Source organism: Ectobacillus sp. OTK, assembly GCF_059698935.1.
Map to the genome: position 1 here is coordinate 5,372,474 of NZ_AP048547.1, position 17,398 is coordinate 5,389,871.

At 42.0% G+C, this 17,398-nt stretch carries 22 protein-coding genes, 1 pseudogene and 1 riboswitch; of the genes and pseudogenes, 11 read left to right on the plus strand and 12 right to left on the minus strand.

The window, feature by feature from the left end:
• Positions 1 to 15: 15 nt before the first annotated feature.
• Entirely contained in the window at positions 16 to 906 is an 891-nt protein-coding gene (locus tag AC6HZ4_RS26545) for a helix-turn-helix transcriptional regulator (protein ID WP_497492902.1), read from the minus strand.
• Between the two features lie 212 nt (positions 907 to 1,118).
• On the opposite strand from AC6HZ4_RS26545, the gene iolG reads away from it, so the two are divergent.
• Complete coding sequence (iolG, locus tag AC6HZ4_RS26550; protein WP_497492903.1) at positions 1,119 to 2,138, plus strand: inositol 2-dehydrogenase; 1,020 nt, start codon at positions 1,119 to 1,121, stop codon at positions 2,136 to 2,138.
• 187 nt (positions 2,139 to 2,325) lie between these two features.
• Here iolG and AC6HZ4_RS26555 read toward each other — a convergent pair whose 3' ends face one another.
• Together AC6HZ4_RS26555 and AC6HZ4_RS26560 are read right to left on the minus strand one after the other, a co-directional pair.
• Positions 2,326 to 2,841: a YwhD family protein gene (locus AC6HZ4_RS26555; protein ID WP_497492904.1), complete on the minus strand. Its 516-nt coding sequence runs from the start codon at positions 2,839 to 2,841 to the stop codon at positions 2,326 to 2,328.
• A 49-nt stretch (positions 2,842 to 2,890) separates the two neighbouring features.
• On the minus strand, positions 2,891 to 3,562 hold the full coding sequence (locus tag AC6HZ4_RS26560; RefSeq protein WP_497492905.1) for a site-2 protease family protein: 672 nt from the start codon (positions 3,560 to 3,562) through the stop codon (positions 2,891 to 2,893).
• A gap of 128 nt (positions 3,563 to 3,690) precedes the next feature.
• Between AC6HZ4_RS26560 and thmT the strand changes: the two genes are divergently transcribed.
• On the plus strand, positions 3,691 to 3,876 hold the full coding sequence (gene thmT, locus AC6HZ4_RS26565) for a 2-hydroxymuconate tautomerase (RefSeq protein WP_129727431.1): 186 nt from the start codon (positions 3,691 to 3,693) through the stop codon (positions 3,874 to 3,876).
• Between the two features lie 80 nt (positions 3,877 to 3,956).
• Here the strand turns inward: thmT and AC6HZ4_RS26570 are convergent, their stop codons facing one another.
• Entirely contained in the window at positions 3,957 to 5,264 is a 1,308-nt protein-coding gene (locus AC6HZ4_RS26570) for an HD domain-containing protein (RefSeq protein WP_497492906.1), read from the minus strand.
• 311 nt (positions 5,265 to 5,575) lie between these two features.
• Positions 5,576 to 5,800, minus strand: coding sequence for a YuzB family protein (locus tag AC6HZ4_RS26575; RefSeq protein ID WP_497492907.1), 225 nt, complete (start codon positions 5,798 to 5,800; stop codon positions 5,576 to 5,578).
• 256 nt (positions 5,801 to 6,056) lie between these two features.
• A riboswitch (cyclic di-GMP riboswitch) is annotated at positions 6,057 to 6,145 on the minus strand.
• 325 nt (positions 6,146 to 6,470) lie between these two features.
• On the opposite strand from AC6HZ4_RS26575, the gene AC6HZ4_RS26580 reads away from it, so the two are divergent.
• Positions 6,471 to 7,175 (plus strand): RsfA family transcriptional regulator, encoded by a 705-nt coding sequence (locus tag AC6HZ4_RS26580; protein WP_497492908.1) that lies wholly within the window; start codon positions 6,471 to 6,473, stop codon positions 7,173 to 7,175.
• 164 nt (positions 7,176 to 7,339) lie between these two features.
• A complete protein-coding gene (lipL, locus tag AC6HZ4_RS26585) occupies positions 7,340 to 8,176 on the plus strand; it encodes an octanoyl-[GcvH]:protein N-octanoyltransferase (RefSeq protein ID WP_497492910.1) in 837 nt (278 codons plus the stop codon).
• A 60-nt stretch (positions 8,177 to 8,236) separates the two neighbouring features.
• On the opposite strand, the gene pta is transcribed toward lipL, so the two are convergent.
• A complete protein-coding gene (pta, locus tag AC6HZ4_RS26590) occupies positions 8,237 to 9,208 on the minus strand; it encodes a phosphate acetyltransferase (RefSeq protein WP_497492911.1) in 972 nt (323 codons plus the stop codon).
• 213 nt (positions 9,209 to 9,421) lie between these two features.
• Between pta and hemQ the strand changes: the two genes are divergently transcribed.
• The 3 genes from hemQ to gerQ all read left to right on the plus strand — a co-directional run bounded on the left by hemQ (position 9,422) and on the right by gerQ (position 11,241).
• The gene (gene hemQ, locus AC6HZ4_RS26595; RefSeq protein WP_497492912.1) at positions 9,422 to 10,165 is read left to right on the plus strand and encodes a hydrogen peroxide-dependent heme synthase; all 744 of its coding nucleotides are present in this window, start codon (positions 9,422 to 9,424) and stop codon (positions 10,163 to 10,165) included.
• 193 nt (positions 10,166 to 10,358) lie between these two features.
• Positions 10,359 to 10,787 (plus strand): cell wall hydrolase, encoded by a 429-nt coding sequence (locus AC6HZ4_RS26600; protein ID WP_497492914.1) that lies wholly within the window; start codon positions 10,359 to 10,361, stop codon positions 10,785 to 10,787.
• Between the two features lie 22 nt (positions 10,788 to 10,809).
• Positions 10,810 to 11,241: a spore coat protein GerQ gene (gerQ, locus tag AC6HZ4_RS26605; protein ID WP_497492916.1), complete on the plus strand. Its 432-nt coding sequence runs from the start codon at positions 10,810 to 10,812 to the stop codon at positions 11,239 to 11,241.
• 127 nt (positions 11,242 to 11,368) lie between these two features.
• Here gerQ and AC6HZ4_RS26610 read toward each other — a convergent pair whose 3' ends face one another.
• From AC6HZ4_RS26610 to AC6HZ4_RS26620, 3 genes are all read right to left on the minus strand, one after another.
• Complete coding sequence (locus AC6HZ4_RS26610; RefSeq protein WP_497492917.1) at positions 11,369 to 11,740, minus strand: DUF423 domain-containing protein; 372 nt, start codon at positions 11,738 to 11,740, stop codon at positions 11,369 to 11,371.
• Between the two features lie 156 nt (positions 11,741 to 11,896).
• On the minus strand, positions 11,897 to 12,160 hold the full coding sequence (locus tag AC6HZ4_RS26615; RefSeq protein WP_497492918.1) for a YwdI family protein: 264 nt from the start codon (positions 12,158 to 12,160) through the stop codon (positions 11,897 to 11,899).
• A gap of 14 nt (positions 12,161 to 12,174) precedes the next feature.
• Positions 12,175 to 12,321, minus strand: coding sequence for a hypothetical protein (locus tag AC6HZ4_RS26620; RefSeq protein WP_497495854.1), 147 nt, complete (start codon positions 12,319 to 12,321; stop codon positions 12,175 to 12,177).
• 141 nt (positions 12,322 to 12,462) lie between these two features.
• Here AC6HZ4_RS26620 and AC6HZ4_RS26625 point away from each other — a divergent pair, with 141 nt between their 5' ends.
• The 3 genes from AC6HZ4_RS26625 (at position 12,463) to AC6HZ4_RS26635 (ending at position 14,217) form a co-directional block, all read left to right on the plus strand.
• Positions 12,463 to 12,879: a BlaI/MecI/CopY family transcriptional regulator gene (locus tag AC6HZ4_RS26625; RefSeq protein WP_497492919.1), complete on the plus strand. Its 417-nt coding sequence runs from the start codon at positions 12,463 to 12,465 to the stop codon at positions 12,877 to 12,879.
• Positions 12,880 to 12,956: 77 nt separating this feature from the next.
• Complete coding sequence (locus tag AC6HZ4_RS26630; protein ID WP_497492920.1) at positions 12,957 to 13,736, plus strand: M56 family metallopeptidase; 780 nt, start codon at positions 12,957 to 12,959, stop codon at positions 13,734 to 13,736.
• Positions 13,737 to 13,794: 58 nt separating this feature from the next.
• Positions 13,795 to 14,217: a DoxX family protein gene (locus AC6HZ4_RS26635; RefSeq protein WP_497492921.1), complete on the plus strand. Its 423-nt coding sequence runs from the start codon at positions 13,795 to 13,797 to the stop codon at positions 14,215 to 14,217.
• Between the two features lie 116 nt (positions 14,218 to 14,333).
• Here AC6HZ4_RS26635 and AC6HZ4_RS26640 read toward each other — a convergent pair.
• Positions 14,334 to 14,435: pseudogene (locus AC6HZ4_RS26640) on the minus strand (fructose-6-phosphate aldolase); the annotation flags it as partial.
• A gap of 72 nt (positions 14,436 to 14,507) precedes the next feature.
• Here AC6HZ4_RS26640 and AC6HZ4_RS26645 point away from each other — a divergent pair.
• On the plus strand, positions 14,508 to 15,329 hold the full coding sequence (locus AC6HZ4_RS26645; RefSeq protein WP_497492922.1) for a Cof-type HAD-IIB family hydrolase: 822 nt from the start codon (positions 14,508 to 14,510) through the stop codon (positions 15,327 to 15,329).
• Positions 15,330 to 15,515: 186 nt separating this feature from the next.
• Here AC6HZ4_RS26645 and AC6HZ4_RS26650 read toward each other — a convergent pair whose 3' ends face one another.
• Complete coding sequence (locus tag AC6HZ4_RS26650; RefSeq protein ID WP_497492923.1) at positions 15,516 to 16,445, minus strand: DMT family transporter; 930 nt, start codon at positions 16,443 to 16,445, stop codon at positions 15,516 to 15,518.
• A 189-nt stretch (positions 16,446 to 16,634) separates the two neighbouring features.
• Entirely contained in the window at positions 16,635 to 17,315 is a 681-nt protein-coding gene (locus AC6HZ4_RS26655) for a uracil-DNA glycosylase (RefSeq protein ID WP_497492925.1), read from the minus strand.
• Between the last annotated feature and the right edge of the window lie 83 nt (positions 17,316 to 17,398).

The window sequence follows — 17,398 nt, forward strand, 5'->3', positions numbered from 1 at the left end:
TCCAACAGATAGAGTCTATCCCCTTACCTGTTTCCGCGAATTATTTCTAAACATAAGCGGAGTCAGGCCAACTTCCCTAAAGAAGAATGTCACAAAGTGGGCAGTAGATGAGAACTGCAAATCCTGGGAGATTTTTTCAATGCTCCAGTCTGTATCCACCAATAAATTTTTAGCCTTTCTGATTCTGATCCTTGTAAGGTAACCTCGCGGCGATATGCCGTACACCTTTTTGAAGCAGCTGGTTAAATGGGAGCGATTTACATTTAACTGCAAAGCCAAGTCGCTTATTTTTATATTTTCGGCTGCTCTTTTTTCAATCCAATATGCCGCCTCATGTGCTAGATTCAAATGGGAGGGTTGGATCGATAGTACAGTTTGCCCCGTTCCTTGCTTATAAAAGTAACGAGATAAAAGACTTACCAGATGGAGAATGGAGGATTGAACCTCTAACATAAGAATAGCGGAGTAGTTCGACTCCGCTATTCTTTTATTCTCCTCAGCTCGAAGATTCTTTAAAAAATAACTATACTTCTTTATAAATTCCTCAACAAAGCTATGGATACTATTCTCGTTTTCCTTCCTAATGACAGGATCGTATATCATTTGAAGGATTTCATGAATTCTTCTATCCTCCACCTCAAAGTGGAAAACAAACCACTCTGCTTCCTCTATAGTCGGCGGTGTATGATGAAACATCCCTGGCCTGATCATGAGACTATCCCCGCTATTCAGAAAGTAGGCCTGTTCATTTACGACATGTTCTAGTCTTCCAGAAATAATATACATAAACTCAAAAATTGTATGACGATGAGAAGGATACACATATCCTTGATGCCCCTTCGTGTATTGAAGGTCTACGATACGTATTGAGCCCGTTATGTTTGAGACCATAAATAATTGTTCCATGATTATCCAACAACCTTTTATGCATGAATATAGTATTTCTGCACCTTCATCATAACAGATTCGACATCATCAATGGAAAACTAACAACAAAAGTATAATTTTCAATTACAAAATGGAATGTTGCACTCTCAGCTGCAAAGCTATACTTAAAGCAATCAAGCAAATACCCTATATGCTAAGCATAATAACCAATACATTGCGGAGGGATAGATATGAAGGAACAAATTCATTGTGCCGTCCTTGGACTAGGCCGACTAGGCTACTGGCATGCTGAAAATCTGGCAACAAGAGTGAAAGGCGCAAAACTAGTTTGCGTGGCGGATCCATTTGCAAACCAAGCTGAAAAAGTAGCTCTTGAGTTAGGAGTAGGAAGATCAACAAAGGATCCGAATGAGGTTTTTGAGGACCCAAATATTGATGCTGTCGTGATCGCTACTCCAACAAGCACTCATGCTGAAATGATTGAAAAAGCGGCAAGGAACGGGAAGCAGATTTTTATTGAAAAGCCTCTTACAAATGACCTGGAGGAGGCTGACCGAGTGATTCAAACGATTAAGGAGACCGGTGTATTTTGTCAGGTTGGCTTTATGAGAAGATTTGATAGTGCTTATATGGAAGCACAGAAAAGGATACAGGCTGGGGATATCGGGACACCGCTCTACTTTAAAGGAGTATCTCGTGACCCTGGTTCCCCGCCTGAGGAGTTTATTAAAAACAGCGGCGGCATTTTCCTAGATATGTCGATACATGATTATGATATTGCCAGATTTTTGCTAGGCTCGGATGCAACTTCAGTTGCTTCACATGGAAGCGTTCTATTCCACTCCTTTATGGAAAAGTATCGTGACGTTGATCAGGCAATCACCTACCTAACCTTTGATTCCGGTGCTGCTGCAGATATAGAGGGCAGCAGAAACGCCTTTTACGGCTACGATATCCGGGGTGAGGTAATAGGCAGCGAAGGCAGTATCATCATTGGGTCCCTAAAGCATCATGATGTGCGGATTCTAACGAAGAAAGGAAGCACACATGATATTATCCCAGGTTTCCCGGAACGCTTTAAAGATGCATATTTAAACGAGATGCATCATTTTATCGATTGCCTGAGAAAAAATGAACAGCCAGCTGTTACAGAAGCAGATGGTAAAATCGCCTTAGAAATTGCCTATGCAGCCAAGAAGTCTTTTGAAACAGGAGAAACTATTAGGCTTCAACAAACAGTTTTAAAATAGAAATGAACTCCGCTTCTATATATGTACCTGAAAGCTATTACTGTAGAAACGGGTACAGCTTTAGTCTAATCAACACAAAAGGTCTCTGCTGGGTGTGCAGAGACCTTTTGCTGTCCTAGTTTCCCTAAAAAAGGTTTCAATCTTAGTGTAATGGAATTTCCACTTTTTCTCAAGGACAGAGTGCTGTTTATTCGCTTAATAGCTCCTGCTTGAGCTTCGCACTGGAGTTATTCCATATCTCTTCATCATGCGACTTTAGAAAACTGCCGAGAACCCTTTTGGATGCCTCATCCATATGGTCCACAATAATATGACGCTTCAAGGATTTATCCATCTTGTTCACATGCTCCGGAAGCAGCTTATAACCGCGGCGCGCCTCACGATCCACTGTCATTTCACAAGCTGTCACGCCTGCATAGTACGGACCCTCCGCTGTTCTTTCGATCGTTACCCAAACAAGCCAATACGGCTTGCCGTTTGGCACCTCTTCTTTATTTGTTAAAAACTTAATTCCCTTTTCAACCGCACTGCGGGCATGCATCGCCCCCATGTCTACATATGCAGTCCCTTCTGTTACATCTACAATGACAGGTGACATATTTTCCAAGCTTAATGCACCGACGCCAAAGCCGCCGTGGCCGCTTGTTGAATCATTTTTTACGATATTAAAGCCAATTGGCTTTTTCTTTTGCTGCTCTTCCATTCATTATTCCCTCCTGTGTATCTTTTTTAAATTATATCATTATCAAACATTACAAACCAAAGAGCGGCGCAATGATGCTTTCCAAAGCCCCTGATACATACGGTATGACAAGTGAGAAAATCGGTCCAATTGTATATTGATCCAGCGGTGTAATAACAAGCACCAGAAAGATAATCGCTCCATAGTTTTCAAACTGTGTCATCTTGGCTCGTACATTCATCGGCATGAGATCCTCTACAATCCGGTAACCATCAAGCGGCGGCAGAGGCAGCAGGTTAAAAACAAATAACACAAGATTTAAGCCGATAAAAATTTGAAAGAAATCATACAACGTTTGTCCGACCGCGTCCGGCACCATATGCAGCGTACCTGTTCGAATAAGAGCGTACCAGAGAATATAACCAACAATCCCTAGAAACAGGTTGCTAAGCGGCCCGGCTACGGAAACAAGTATACCCGCTAGGCGCGGACGCTTAAAGAAATATGGATTCACAGGAACCGGGCGTGCCCAACCGAAGCCAAGCAGGAAAATGGCAAGCGTCCCGATTATATCAAGATGGGCCAGCGGTGAAAGCGTTAACCGTCCTTGCTGTTTTGCCGTGGGATCTCCAAATTTATACGCAACGTAGGCATGAGCAAATTCATGGAGCGAAAGGGCTGCCGCTATTGCTAACACGACAAGCGGGATTTGCTGCAGTGGGTAAACAAATAAATGATCCATTATTCATCTCCTTTTTTAAGCTTTACCGTAAGCATACCAAAAATATAAAGAAAATGTCTGTTTTCTGAGTCCTATCTGACAAAATTCGATATAATAGTACTGAATTTACATAAAAAGGAGTGGTAATTATGCCATATGTTACAATTAAAATGCTGGAAGGCCGTACAGAAGAGCAAAAGAAAGCTCTCGCTGAAAAGGTAACAGCTGCAGTCGTTGAAACAACAGGCGCACCAGCTGAAAAGGTTGTTATATTCATTGATGAAATGACGAAAAACAACTATGCAATCGCTGGAAAGCGTTTAAGTGACGAATAGGAACTCCTTTTGTATAAAAGTTGAAAAGACCTCACTTGGAGGTCTTTCTTTTTTGCAAACAGGCCTGTCCGCTTTTTTTGCTACCCTTTTCCTTCTAGGATGCTAATAATTTTCTCCTTCACTTTTCCCTTCCGTCCATCCTCGTACAAAGTGTCATATGGATAAAAAAGCTTTTGATCCATGCGTTTTTTGCCTGTAATGGCTTCAACAATGCTTGATTCACGCGACAGCTCGCGCAGCTCGCCGCTTTGCATCAGCAGCATAATCGGCAAACGCTCCTCTTCCTCACCTGTTCGGTAAAAATCATAGGGCAGGTCAGAGGTAGAATCCACAACTAGATAATAATCCGGGTCAATGCCAGCCTTCTTGCATAAGCTGCTTAGCTCCATCCAATTATTTAAGCCGTGATATTTTTCTGTGAAATCTACATATTTAAATAAATTTCGGTTAATAAAACGGCGGCAGAGGTCGCTTAGAATCGTATCTTCTTCCTCCTGCCAAACTTGGAAATAATAGTACATAATATTTTCATCAAGCTTCAAGTAATCTTCAAGCGTAACCTCGTCCTCAAACAGCGAGTAGAAATGAACAGGCTGATGCTTGAATGAGTAATATTGCTTGTGAAGCGCCTTCGCCCGGTGCAAAATTTTTGTTAAAATAACCTCCGCACTGCGTGTGACCGGATGAAAGTACACCTGCCAATACATTTGATAACGGCTCATAATATAATGCTCCACCGCATGCATACCGCTGTACTTAATCACAACCTGATCCCCGTGCGGACGCATGACGCGCAAAATACGCTCCATATCAAAATTTCCGTAGGTGACCCCAGTAAAATAAGCATCGCGAAGCAAATAATCCATTCGGTCTGCATCAATTTGACTGGAAATCATACTAATAGCCAGCTTATTATCAGAGGTTTTCGCAATAACCTCTGCTACCTTTTTCGGGAATTCGCGGTCAACCTCCCGCAGCACTTGATTAATTTCTGTATCGCCAAGAATGATGCGCTGCGTAAAATGCTCATGGTCAAGATGAAACACCTTTTCAAAGGAATGCGAAAATGGCCCGTGTCCAACATCATGTAAAAGTGCAGCGCATAGGCAAAGCAAACGATCTTCAGCGTTCCATGCCGGTCTTCCATCAAACACATTGTCAATCATCCGGCGAATGATTTCATATACACCAAGCGAGTGATTAAATCGGCTGTGCTCCGCCCCATGAAACGTAAAAAATGTTGTACCAAGCTGCCTTACACGGCGCAGCCTTTGGAACTCTGCTGTTCCGATCAAATCCCAAATGATTTGGTCATCCACGTGAACATATTTATGTACAGGATCCTTAAATACCTTTTTTTCATTCATTTTGCCATTGGGATATACCATTTAAGGTACCCCCTTTCTTTACTACTGTCATATATATTATACCGAAGGAATAACAGAATGAGAAAGACCTGCCTATGCATTTTTATTCAATCAGATACAAATAGTATATATAAAGTAAACATTAAGAAAAGCGGACACCGTCCGCCCTGCTCCCGAGGGAGACAGTCCTCTGCACATTGAGGCGCTTTTTGCCTCGGCGGGCAGAGTCCTTTCCCCGCAGCAAACAGGTCATGGGAGCTAGATAGTACCCCTAAAATTACACTTTCTTAACTTATGCAAAAAAGCACTTCCTCTACTGAGAAGTGCTTTCCTTATTTTCCTAGTTTATCCTCAATTTTCTTAATCAATTCAGTTTCATTTGGTGCCGAAACAGGGCGATTATTTACGAACGCAAATGATTTTTTGCGCCCTGGACCACAATACGACTGACAGCCAATTTTCACATCCGCATTCGGATCTACCTTCTTTAACCGCGGAAGTAATGTTTTTAAATTTGTGGCCTGACAATCATCGCACACCCGAAATTCATTTGCCATCCTGCACAATCCTTTCTCAACCTCAAACTTTTCGCATGTATTAGTATGCACCGCTGCATGATTTGCTAAAAGGTATTTTACCGTTCTTTTTGAAATGTTGCAAGCCATCCTGTATGATTCCTTCAGGACAAGGCTATGATCAAGAATAGCCATGTTTCTGCCGCATAACAAAGCAGGCAGCTATATACTGTGTCTGCCTGCTTTGCAATCTTATATTTATCCAAAATATACCATACATGGCATGAGTGTTAAAAAGCATGGCAGCTAGACAGCCATAGAAGAATCTCTTCCTTAGGCTCTAAGCTTTGCGTCCCTGCTTTTCAATCAGGTTTGCCTTTTTCATATCACGTGATATAAAAATGTAGTGGGGTATTCTCCAATAGAGAATGTTATGTAAGCATGGACATATTATAGCTTTTTTTATCAAGAAAGTATATACGCTTTTTCTCATTTACTGTGTATATTTTCTGATGCCAGCTGATCTGAAAAAACTAAACTGAAAGAGAAATAGCATTTTTCAAAAATGGTATTCATTTTTTACTAGGAAATCAAAGTTCTACATTTCAGGAAATAATCTACCATATTTTTGAAAGGTTTGTATAAAACCGTTCATTTCCGTCCATCCTAAAGATAGAAAAGCATTTTAAAAAGGGATTAAGGAGATGACTCTATGAAGATAAGACAAGATGCTTGGACAGAAGAAGATGATTTACTTTTAGCAGAAACAGTATTGCGCCATGTCCGTGAAGGAAGCACACAATTAAACGCATTTGAGGAAGTAGGAGATAAGCTAAATCGCACATCAGCGGCTTGTGGATTTCGCTGGAATGCGGTTGTGCGCTATAACTATGAAAAAGCTTTGCAGGTAGCGAAAAAGCACCGCAAGGAAAAGATGCGTGCAATTGGCGGAGATCACGCAAAGAAAAAGCTGCTGTATACACCCCCGACTCCTGTCGTGCGTACAGTTGATATGGAAGCAGGTGAAATCATAGAAAATACAGTTCTATTAGAAGAGAATTCCTTCACGATGACGGATACTACTGATCTCGATCCGAGAGGAACTAGTTCTCTTACAATGGCAGATGTCATCCGCTTCCTGCAGTCTTTAGGAAACTCAGACGTAAAGGTTACCGCATTGGAACGTGAAAATGAAAGACTAAAAAAAGAAATTGCTGAATATATGCATAAAAATGAAGAGCTAGCAGGCAAAATTGCGAAGCTAGAGCAAGAAGCAACAACGATTCAGGAAGATTACGAAACAATGATGAAGATTATGAATCGGGCCCGTAAGCTCGCCCTCATGGATGAAGAGGAGCGCCCTACAACCAGCTTCCGAATGGACCGAAACGGAAACCTTGAAAAAATTGCAGAATGATAGCCGCAGAGGAGATAGCTATATTGCTATCTTCTTTTTTGTTATAATGACCTAAGAAAAGCTGACGCGGGCCGTTTTGCTATCGTAAGGGATTCCCCTCTAGGCAAGTCGGCAGCTGTCCAATACACTCTATAATCTTATAATATAATAAAGGGGCTACAGGCATGCGTGACTATCGTTCTATTTTATCCCAGCCCCAGTGGCGCATCATTGACCAATCAAGCTTAGGGCCGCAGTTTCAAGCGCTGCAGTCGTTTGCAATGGATGATACATTATGTACAACAGTCGGCAGCGGACTCTCCCCTGCAACAGTGCGCTCTTGGGTTCATCACAATACAATTGTACTCGGCATTCAGGATACAAGACTCCCGTTTTTGCAGGAGGGGATAAGCTTTTTAAAGGAGCAGGGCTGGAATGTGATCGTACGTAACTCAGGAGGCCTTGCGGTTGTGTTGGATGAAGGGGTACTAAACATCTCTCTTATCCTGCGCGAGGCCGATAAAAGCATTGATATTAACCTTGGCTATGATGCAATGCTAGGGCTCATTCAGGAAATGCTTCATGATTATGATGCTGTCATTGAGGCAAAAGAGATTGTTGGCTCTTATTGCCCAGGCAGCTATGATCTAAGCATTGACGGCAAAAAATTTGCCGGCATCTCACAGCGCCGTATTCGCGGCGGAATTGCTGTACAAATTTATCTATGCGCCACAGGCAGCGGCTCAAATCGGGCTGCCCTTATTCGTGATTTTTATCAGCTTGCGCTAAAGGGAGAACAGACAAAGTTTGTCTATCCTGTTATTGTGCCGGATGTAATGGCCTCGCTATCAGAGCTGCTTGGAACGGACATTACCGTCTCTCATTTAATGATGCGCCTGCTGCAAACACTGCAACGCTTTACACCAATACTCTTGCCTTCACAGCTGCAGCCTGAAGAGGCTTCGATGTACGAGCAAAACCTTCATCGAGTGTTGGAGCGAAACAGCAAGGCTCTAGTGTAAGCATACAATGGGATAACAGCAGGATAGCATAAAAAAAAGCCCGATACGGGCTTTTTTCATTTACAGTGCTTGACCTGCAGTAATTAAGGATAGCTTGTATACATCCTCTTCATTACAACCGCGGGATAAATCGTTTACCGGCATATTCAGCCCTTGTAAAACAGGCCCAATTGCCTCAAAATTCCCTAGACGCTGTGCAATTTTGTAGCCGATGTTCCCCGCTTCGAGGCTCGGAAATACAAATACATTTGCATCTCCTTGAATTACAGAACCCGGTGCTTTTTGCTTCGCAACAGATGGTACGAACGCCGCATCAAATTGGAACTCGCCGTCCAATGTTAATTCTGGCGCCATTTCTTTAGCTAGCTGCGTTGCCTCTACTACCTTTTCTGTTTCCGGGGATTTGGCCGAGCCCTTTGTTGAGAAGCTTAGCATCGCAACGCGCGGTTCAACACCGAACAAAGCAGCTGTTTTTGCGCTTTCTACTGCAATTTCCGCTAAATCCTGGCTGGATGGGGAAATATTAATTGCACAATCAGCAAATACATATTTTTCTTCTCCGCGCACCATGATAAACACGCCGGAGGTTTTAGATACGCCTGGCTTTGTTTTAATGATTTGCAGGGCAGGACGAACTGTATCTGCCGTAGAATGAGCTGCTCCGCTTACAAGTCCCTGTGCTTTTCCCATATAAACAAGCATTGTCCCAAAGTAATTTTCATCCTGCAACAATTTACGTGCATCCTCTTCAGATACCTTTCCTTTCCGACGCTCCACAAAAGCTGCTACCATCTGTTCCATTTCTTCGTAAGAAGCTGGGTCATAAATCGTAACGCCGGATAATGCTATATTTAAGGCAGCTGCCTTTTGCTGAATCTCAGCTGTACTCCCGACTAAAATAGGGTTCACGAGCCCATCCTTTGCTAAACGTGCTGCTGCGCCAAGAATACGTTCATCTGTTCCTTCTGGAAGAACGATTGTCGTTCCCTTTCCGCGAAGTTTCTCTTTTAATGTTGCAAATAAATCACTCACTGCTGTTCCCTCCTATGTACTAACACTGTCTTTAAGGATACGCCTTTTTTTTCTGAATTTAAACTTTTTCAATTTAAAAAAGCGTTCACATGTAAATGATTATATATTTTGAATATTCAGCCTGTTATCAACTAGCAGGAATTCCTATTTTTTGATTCTTTTATGGTATAGTAAACAGTGTATACAACGAATTTAAAAATTGGGGTGACTAAGATGAGTGAAGCAGCAAAAACGTTAGAGGGCTGGTATTGCTTGCATGATTTCCGTTCCGTAGATTGGACTGCATGGAAGCAGTTATCAAGCGATGAACGCCAAAAGGCCATTTTTGAGTTTTTAAATATAGTGGAAAAATGGAACAAAACTGAAGAAGCAAATGCAGGCAGCCAAGCGATGTATACAATTGTCGGACAAAAAGCAGATTTCATGCTAATGATTTTACGTCCAACAATGGAAGAATTAAATGAAATTGAAACAGAGTTTAACAAAACAACGCTTGCTGAATATTTAGTTCCTACATATTCCTATGTATCTGTCGTCGAGCTAAGCAATTACCTGCCTTCCGACGAAGATCCATATCAAAACCCGCAAATTGTGGCGCGCTTAAAGCCAATTTTACCGAAGGCGCAATACGTATGCTTCTATCCGATGGACAAGCGCCGTCAAGGGGAAGATAACTGGTACATGCTTCCGATGGAGGAGCGTAAAAAAATGATGTACAGCCACGGCAAAATCGGTCGACAATATGCAGGCAAGGTACGCCAAATTATTACAGGCTCCGTTGGCTTTGATGATTATGAATGGGGTGTAACATTATTCTCAGATGATGTGCTTCAATTCAAAAAGCTTGTCTATGAAATGCGTTTTGATGAAGTGAGCGCGCGCTACGGTGAGTTTGGCTCCTTTTTCGTCGGCAACATCCTTCCAAAGGAGAAGGTTGCAAAGTTTTTATATGTATAGCGACATATGCTTCCTGTTTTCGCAGGGAGCATTTTTTTATTGCCCAACATCCTAAGGTCGAGTTTCTTAGTTGTCATATCTCCTTTTCCCCTTCCATACATATGGAATAGCGGTTCTTTTTGATAGCAACATTTCCTTAAGCAACAAGCATAGTTTACTGACGTGAACTGCCTTTGAAGCGAGGTGAAAAGGTATGGGGGTTATTCCGTACACAGAAGAACATGTAAAACTTCTCGCGCGATTGATGAGAGCAGAAGCTGAAGGCGAAGGGAAGCTTGGCATGTTAATGGTCGGAAATGTCGGCGTAAACCGGGTGCTCAGCGACTGCCTGGACTTTAAAAAAATTCGTAATCTTCAGCAGATGGTATTTCAGACTCCGGGCGGATTTGAAGCAACCCAAAAGGGGTATTTTTACCAACGGGCAAGAGACAGCGATATTGCGTTGGCGCGCCGCGTAATTAATGCAGAGCGCTTCTGGCCCGCCACATACGGCTTATGGTTTTTCCGACCAGAGGGGGCCTGCCCTCCTACATGGTTCAATCAGGCAAATTCCGGTAGATACAAAAAGCATTGCTTCTATTATCCATCCGGAAGCGATTGTCCGAAGGTATACTCTATTTAGCTAATCATAGGGAGGGGTTAAGATGAATCAAAATCCATATTATGGTTCAGGCTTTTATCAACCATCAGGAACACCGTTACCGCCATCCGGGCAGGCTCAAAACGGTTATTATGCACAACAGCCGGCTCAGCAAAGCGTACAGGCGGCACAAGCACAATTCGCAATGGCATCGGGGCAGCTTCCTTTGGAGCAATCGTATATCGAGAATATTCTTCGCCTGAATAAAGGAAAGCAGGCAACTGTATATATGACATACGAGAGAGGCAGCACGCTCGGCACACAGTCCTATACAGGAATTATTGAAGCAGCAGGCCGGGATCATCTTATTTTAAGCGAGCCCGCATCTGGAAAGCGATATCTCCTGCTCATGATTTATTTGGACTATGTAGAATTCCCGGAAGAAATTATTTACTTCCCTCAAGGTCAAGCGGCAACGTATCCGCCAAGGAAATAAAAACACAGATGGATGCATTCAACATACCTCCTACCATACAAAAGCTGGCAGCCCCTCAGCTGCCAGCTCCTTTTCGTGTGAAATAAAAATATAACTTCCATTACAGAACGAGCCGTGTCCGCTTTTCTTATAATCCCTTTACTGCCGCAACTGCAAGCAGCACCCATGCTGTTAAAAAAGCTACGCCTCCAAGCGGTGTAATAGCACCCAGCACCTTAATGCCAGATACGCTTAATACGTACAAGCTTCCGGAGAATAAAATGATGCCTAAAGTCATAATCCATCCTGCTGCCACAATAAGCGAGGTGTTCGGCAGCTTAGCTAAAAGAAATGCCACTACAAACAAACCACCCGCATGGAACATCTGATATGTAACACCCGTTTTCCATACCTCCAGCATTTTGGCGGAAATTCTTCCTTCTAAGCCATGTGCGCCAAATGCGCCGAGTGCAACCGATAAAAATGCACTAATGCATCCTAAAATAAAAAACACTTTCATGTCCTTCACCTTCCTCTATATGTAATCTTAGAAGAATTCACACCGAAATCCAACTGTTTTGTCTCCTAAGAAAAGCTCCTGCGGAAAAACAACGCGCAGGAGGTTATTCTACAGGAGCTAGGGCAGCATTCAAATATGAATGCTTTCTTAATCCTTTTAGAAATCCAACAGAGAGCCGCCATTTGCTCCTTCTTCCTTTAAAAGCACTGGTGAAGGAGAAAAGGAAGGAGCTGTATGAATAGGTCTTTGCTCTAGCGCTGCCGGCGCTGCCGGCACACCCTCCTGCTCCTCCAATACTAGATCGCATAGGGCGCGAATAGCGGCTAAATGCTCTCGCACCTTTAATGTGTTGTGCTGCTGCTTTGCGGCAGCAAGCTCACTCGTTAATTTGTTTAATACTGCCTCTACGGACACCTGCATGATTGTTCACCTCATCATTCCTGTTGACAAGCCTTTTCCATTAGCTTTAACTTTTCTATCGGTCCAAACACTATTATCATATCATGTTCCAGCGACTTTTCCTCCCCTGTTGGGTTATGAATGACAGGATTATTTCGAAGCATAGCTAAATATGCTTTCATACAAATCACCTGTTTTTATCTTTCCGTATATTATCGTTTATTTTCTTCTAGTAGGGCAGTCATGAATTGCTTATATATTCCAGTTCTTATACTTGCAATTAGACAGCTAATCCACTACAATACGTAGTGGAAGGTGAAAAAATGAATATCAAAAATTTCAAATACGATGAAGTGGGACTATCCCGTTTTTTCGGACCTTTAGAAGCCAAAATTATGGGACTCCTCTGGGATGCGGATGAACTCAGTATCAAGGATGTTCAACAGCGCCTTGAGCAGGAAAAACCGGTCAATTTTAATACTGTTATGACTGTAATGAATCGCTTGGTAGAGAAGGGAATTCTAAAAAAGAGGCTGCAGGGAAGGCTTTCGCTATTTCAGCCGGTTCAGTCAAAAGATGACTTTATCGAAGAGCAATCTAAGAAGCTAACGGAGAATCTGCTTGATGAGTTTGGCGGTGTTGTGATAACCCATATGCTCGATGCACTAAAGGATGTAGACAAAAGCTTGCTAGACCAATTAGAACAAAAAATTCAGCAGCTAAAAAAGGATAACTCATAATGTGGTGCAAAAAGAAGTCTTTCTTTATCCTGGGATTAAGTCTCCTTATTGCGGTTTTTGTATGGAGCCAGATAGGGATGTATCTAGCACATCTCCTGTTTGGAGTAAATATTCGAATAAACTTTTTTAAATTTTGCATCAGTTTATTCAAGGAAAGTTCATTCTACTACTTTCTCATGATTATTCTATTAAATGCATTCATCGCCTACACCATACTTGTAACATTTATTAAGGTTACAGAACAATATGTTTTATCTAAAAGATTTAAACAGAAACTGCTACATTTAAAAAACATAGAATTAACCAATATCTTGAATCAAGAATACAACCGATATAATCAAGATATTCTAGTGATTCATCACCACCAGTCACTAGCGTTTACGATTGGATGCATCAAACCGGAAATCGTTCTCTCCAGCGGTTTAATTGAAATGCTGGAAGACCATGAGCTTGAGGCAGTAATAGAGCATGAAACCTTTCATCAAAAAAATCGCGATCCTCTGAAGATTTTCATCCTGCAATTGATATCGCAATCCCTCTGGTTTATTCCGGTAACCAAATGGTCTTACCAGAATTATAAAATCATGAGTGAAGTATTAGCCGATGAATATGCAATCCAAAGAACAGGATCTGAGCTTGGTCTGGGAAGTGCTCTGTTAAAACTCATTAAAAATAATTTTCACACAGGCATAAGTCCTATCTTAGTTCATTTTTCGGATGAATCTGTAAACTACAGATTGCAGCAGCTGGTGGATCCTAAGAAAGCAATACCGGTGAAGCTTAAAACAACATCCATTGTAATTTCTATTCATGCTCTACTCCTTTTTATGGGCATGATTCTAGTAACTATTACTTAATTTTTTTTACCTTCCAACACTACATAAAGTAGTGTAAAAATGAGAGGAGAGATAAATAATGAAAAACTATCAAGAGGTTGGAGTATTTCTGTTGAGAGTAGTACTGGGAATTACTTTCTTTGCACACGGTCTCACGAAGGTTCAAGGCGGACTTGGCAATCTTGCCGGATGGTTCCAAAGCATGGGCTTACCTGGCTTTATGGCGTATGCTGTTGGTACTATTGAGTTAGTAGGCGGAATTGCCTTAATCTTAGGTCTTGGAACAAGAATCATTTCAGCCCTGCTCGTTGCCATTATGCTGGTTGCTATCATAAAGGTGAAATTAGCTGCTGGGTTCTTAGGAAACAATAATGGAGCTGGCTACGAGTTTGATCTTGCTTTAATGGTAATGGCCCTTCACCTTACCCTAAATGGAAGTTCCTTCCTATCACTAGACTCTAAGCTTCCTTTTACCAAGGCAAAGGAAGCAGCTAAAGCATAAGAAAAAACTAACTCTTTATAAATAACTCATTCAGGAGGGCTCTAGCAGCCCTCCTTTTCATATAGAAAAATTGTATTGCTTAATGGCATAGTGGCATCTTTTTATCTCTGATACCTTTAGATTTGAGGAACCTTTTCCCAATCAGCAGCAAACTTTGCAATCCCTTGGTCTGTTAGTGGATGCTTAGAAAGCTGTTCAATGACTTGATATGGAAAACTTCTAATCTTGCAGCCTGAAAGTATTGTTGCTAGGATAGTAGATAATATAATTTATGGAAGGGAATGACTGCCATGTCTTACAAAATGATTGTACTTGATTTAGATGATACACTGCTGCGTGATGACCATACCATTTCCGAACGTACGAAAAAAGCGCTTATGGATGCGCAGAAGCTTGGTGTAAAAGTGGTACTTGCCTCTGGACGTCCTACATATGGGATGCGCGAGATCGCAAAGGAGCTTTGTTTAGAGGAATATGGAAGCTATATCCTTTCCTTTAACGGGGCAAAGATTATAAACTGCAAAACCGAAGAAGAACTGTTCAGCAGTACGCTGTCGCCAGAAACAGCCAAGAACCTGTATGAAGTAAGCCGCCGTGAAGATGTTGATGTTTGGATTCATACGTATGTTGGCGACACAATTGTAACTGAAGCAAATAATCAATATACCGAGGTGGAAGCTGAGATTACCGGACTGCCAATCGTGGAGGTTGATAGCTTCACGGAGGCGGTTGATGAGCCCGTTGTAAAGGTATTAATGGTAGAGGCTCCAGAGCGCTTAATCGAGATCGAAAAGAAGCTGCAGGCTGAATTCGCTGGGAAGTTATCCGTTATGCGTTCTAAGCCATTTTTCCTTGAATTTACAGAAGCTGGGGTAACAAAGGGCACAAGCCTTAACTATCTCATTCAAAAGCTCGGTATTAAGCGTGAAGAAGTCATTGCAATGGGGGACAGCTACAATGACCAAGCCATGATTGAATTTGCGGGCCTTGGCGTTGCTATGGGCAATGCGCCTGATGATATTAAGGCTATAGCTGATTATGTAACAGATACAAATATGAATGACGGCGTAGCAAAGGTTGTAGAGGAATTTGTACTAGCGGTGCGCGTCTAAGTAAAAAAAAGCAGGAACAGCCCGTTTTGCTCCTGCGAAGAAGTGTTCTCGGGCTCACAAGACACTTTTTATCTTTTGCCTCTGGAGATTGGAACGGGTCGATAAATCTGGACAATCCCCGGAAAGAAAATATTTTCCTTCCCTTTTAAAAATCTCCCTCCTTAGCAATAGGAGGGAGATTTTTCATCACTTTATATATGGCTGTCTCTCACGCAGGAAACGCCTCATTAGCTCTTCATATGCACCTGAGCCGCAGATAACTCCAAGGATGATAAAAATAAATCCAATCAGCTGCTTCCATACAATCGTTTCCCCAAGAAAGAAAAATGAACCAATTAAAGCAAAAAATGGATTTAAGTTAATAAAAATCGATGCTTCGGCTGCTCCAATTTTTCCGACACTATAATTGTACATCATATGGCCAAAGGCTGTTGCAAGAAGAGCTGATAGCAAGAATATGACCCAAACACCTGCCGACCCCTTCGTCATGCTGGAAAGTCCATTCGGCTCTATGATAAGACTGATAACGAATAAAAGCAGTGAACCAACAACAAGCATGTAGCCGGTCATAAGACGCGGATCAATGGTCCGGGATGCTTTTTTAATCGTAATAAAGCTAACCGACTGCGACAAAATAGATAAAAAGATATATAGATCACCAGTGGAAATATGATGAACACTCTTACCATTTCCTAAAATAACAAACGCTACCCCGCAAAAGCCAAGTAGAACTCCTGCTATCTTCAGAAGCGTTGCCCGATCCTTTAAAAACAGCATAGCGAGAATCGCCGTTAGGAGCGGTGCTGTCCCCAAAATAAGGCCGGTATTTGTTGCTGATGTTTTCGTTAAACCTACAGATAAGAAATAATGGTGTCCCACAACATTGAACAAGCTTCCTATGAAAATAGAAACCCATTCTTTTCCCTTTGGAAGACGTATTGCCTTTAAAAAGCCAAGAATGAGAAACACCATAAATCCAGCTGTAAAAATCCGAAAGGCTGTCATCGTAACCGGCATAAAGCTCGTAACTAATATTTTCGTAGCAATTACGTTCATTCCCCAAATAAACATGACAAATAACAGCAGGCTATATATTTTTGATTTCGACACCGTCATTTCCCCTCTTCGTTGCTTGAATAGAAAAAGGGAAGAACGGCTTAGCGCTTCCCTTTCTAATCCCTTTATTTTACAATAACTTTCCTGTGTTGTGAATTAGTATATTTTTCTCGTCAGTTCCATCCTATAACACAAAAACAGGAATCCCTCCTCTACACTTCAGCTTCCAGCAGGTGCGCATGCACTGGGTTATGAAAGATCCGGAATTTCCCAATCAATCTCTGTTTCATTGATGCTGCGCAAAAAAGCATTTACCTTCGAAAATGGCTTGCTTCCAAAAAAGCCTCGATTCGCAGAGAATGGGCTCGGATGCGGTGCCTCAATGATATAATGACGACTGTTCGTAATGAGCGGAGCCTTCGCCTGTGCATGCTTGCCCCATAATACAAATACAACCGGCTTTTCCCTTTCATTTAACAGCTGTATAACGCGGTCCGTGAACTTTTCCCAGCCTTTTCCCTTATGGGAGTTCGGTTCACCTTGCCGTACCGTTAATACCGTATTTAACAAAAGAACTCCCTGCTCTGCCCATTTCACTAAAGAGCCGTGATTTGGAATATGACAGCCAAGGTCATCATGCAGCTCCTTGAACATATTTTGCAGCGACGGCGGAATGCGTACACCCGGATTCACGGAGAAGCTTAAGCCTTGCGCTTGATTTGGGCCGTGATACGGATCTTGGCCAAGAATGACAACCTTTACATCATCATAATCTGTGTAATGTAATGCATTAAAGATCTCATCCGGTCTTGGATAGATAATACGCGTCCGATACTCCTCCTTTAAAAATTCACGCAGGCTTTTGTAATATGGCTTTTCAAACTCTTCCTGTAAAAGCGGTTCCCAGTCATTTTTTAAGATTTGTGCCACTCTAGTCACTTCCTTCTTTAGTTCTCTTTTTATTATTTTTCCCATATCTTTTATAGTACACGCTTTATCGCTTGCCTAAAAGA

Bases quoted from the DNA above. Each gene is read 5' to 3' on its own strand.
- AC6HZ4_RS26545 (WP_497492902.1), bottom strand. From the start codon at position 906: ATGGAACAATTATTTATGGTCTCAAACATAACGGGCTCAATACGTATC.
- iolG (WP_497492903.1), top strand. From the start codon at position 1,119: ATGAAGGAACAAATTCATTGTGCCGTCCTTGGACTAGGCCGACTAGGC.
- AC6HZ4_RS26555 (WP_497492904.1), bottom strand. From the start codon at position 2,841: ATGGAAGAGCAGCAAAAGAAAAAGCCAATTGGCTTTAATATCGTAAAA.
- AC6HZ4_RS26560 (WP_497492905.1), bottom strand. From the start codon at position 3,562: ATGGATCATTTATTTGTTTACCCACTGCAGCAAATCCCGCTTGTCGTG.
- thmT (WP_129727431.1), top strand. From the start codon at position 3,691: ATGCCATATGTTACAATTAAAATGCTGGAAGGCCGTACAGAAGAGCAA.
- AC6HZ4_RS26570 (WP_497492906.1), bottom strand. From the start codon at position 5,264: ATGGTATATCCCAATGGCAAAATGAATGAAAAAAAGGTATTTAAGGAT.
- AC6HZ4_RS26575 (WP_497492907.1), bottom strand. From the start codon at position 5,800: ATGGCAAATGAATTTCGGGTGTGCGATGATTGTCAGGCCACAAATTTA.
- AC6HZ4_RS26580 (WP_497492908.1), top strand. From the start codon at position 6,471: ATGAAGATAAGACAAGATGCTTGGACAGAAGAAGATGATTTACTTTTA.
- lipL (WP_497492910.1), top strand. From the start codon at position 7,340: ATGCGTGACTATCGTTCTATTTTATCCCAGCCCCAGTGGCGCATCATT.
- hemQ (WP_497492912.1), top strand. From the start codon at position 9,422: ATGAGTGAAGCAGCAAAAACGTTAGAGGGCTGGTATTGCTTGCATGAT.
- AC6HZ4_RS26600 (WP_497492914.1), top strand. From the start codon at position 10,359: ATGGGGGTTATTCCGTACACAGAAGAACATGTAAAACTTCTCGCGCGA.
- gerQ (WP_497492916.1), top strand. From the start codon at position 10,810: ATGAATCAAAATCCATATTATGGTTCAGGCTTTTATCAACCATCAGGA.
- AC6HZ4_RS26610 (WP_497492917.1), bottom strand. From the start codon at position 11,740: ATGAAAGTGTTTTTTATTTTAGGATGCATTAGTGCATTTTTATCGGTT.
- AC6HZ4_RS26615 (WP_497492918.1), bottom strand. From the start codon at position 12,160: ATGCAGGTGTCCGTAGAGGCAGTATTAAACAAATTAACGAGTGAGCTT.
- AC6HZ4_RS26620 (WP_497495854.1), bottom strand. From the start codon at position 12,321: ATGAAAGCATATTTAGCTATGCTTCGAAATAATCCTGTCATTCATAAC.
- AC6HZ4_RS26625 (WP_497492919.1), top strand. From the start codon at position 12,463: ATGAATATCAAAAATTTCAAATACGATGAAGTGGGACTATCCCGTTTT.
- AC6HZ4_RS26630 (WP_497492920.1), top strand. From the start codon at position 12,957: ATGTATCTAGCACATCTCCTGTTTGGAGTAAATATTCGAATAAACTTT.
- AC6HZ4_RS26635 (WP_497492921.1), top strand. From the start codon at position 13,795: ATGAAAAACTATCAAGAGGTTGGAGTATTTCTGTTGAGAGTAGTACTG.
- AC6HZ4_RS26645 (WP_497492922.1), top strand. From the start codon at position 14,508: ATGTCTTACAAAATGATTGTACTTGATTTAGATGATACACTGCTGCGT.
- AC6HZ4_RS26650 (WP_497492923.1), bottom strand. From the start codon at position 16,445: ATGACGGTGTCGAAATCAAAAATATATAGCCTGCTGTTATTTGTCATG.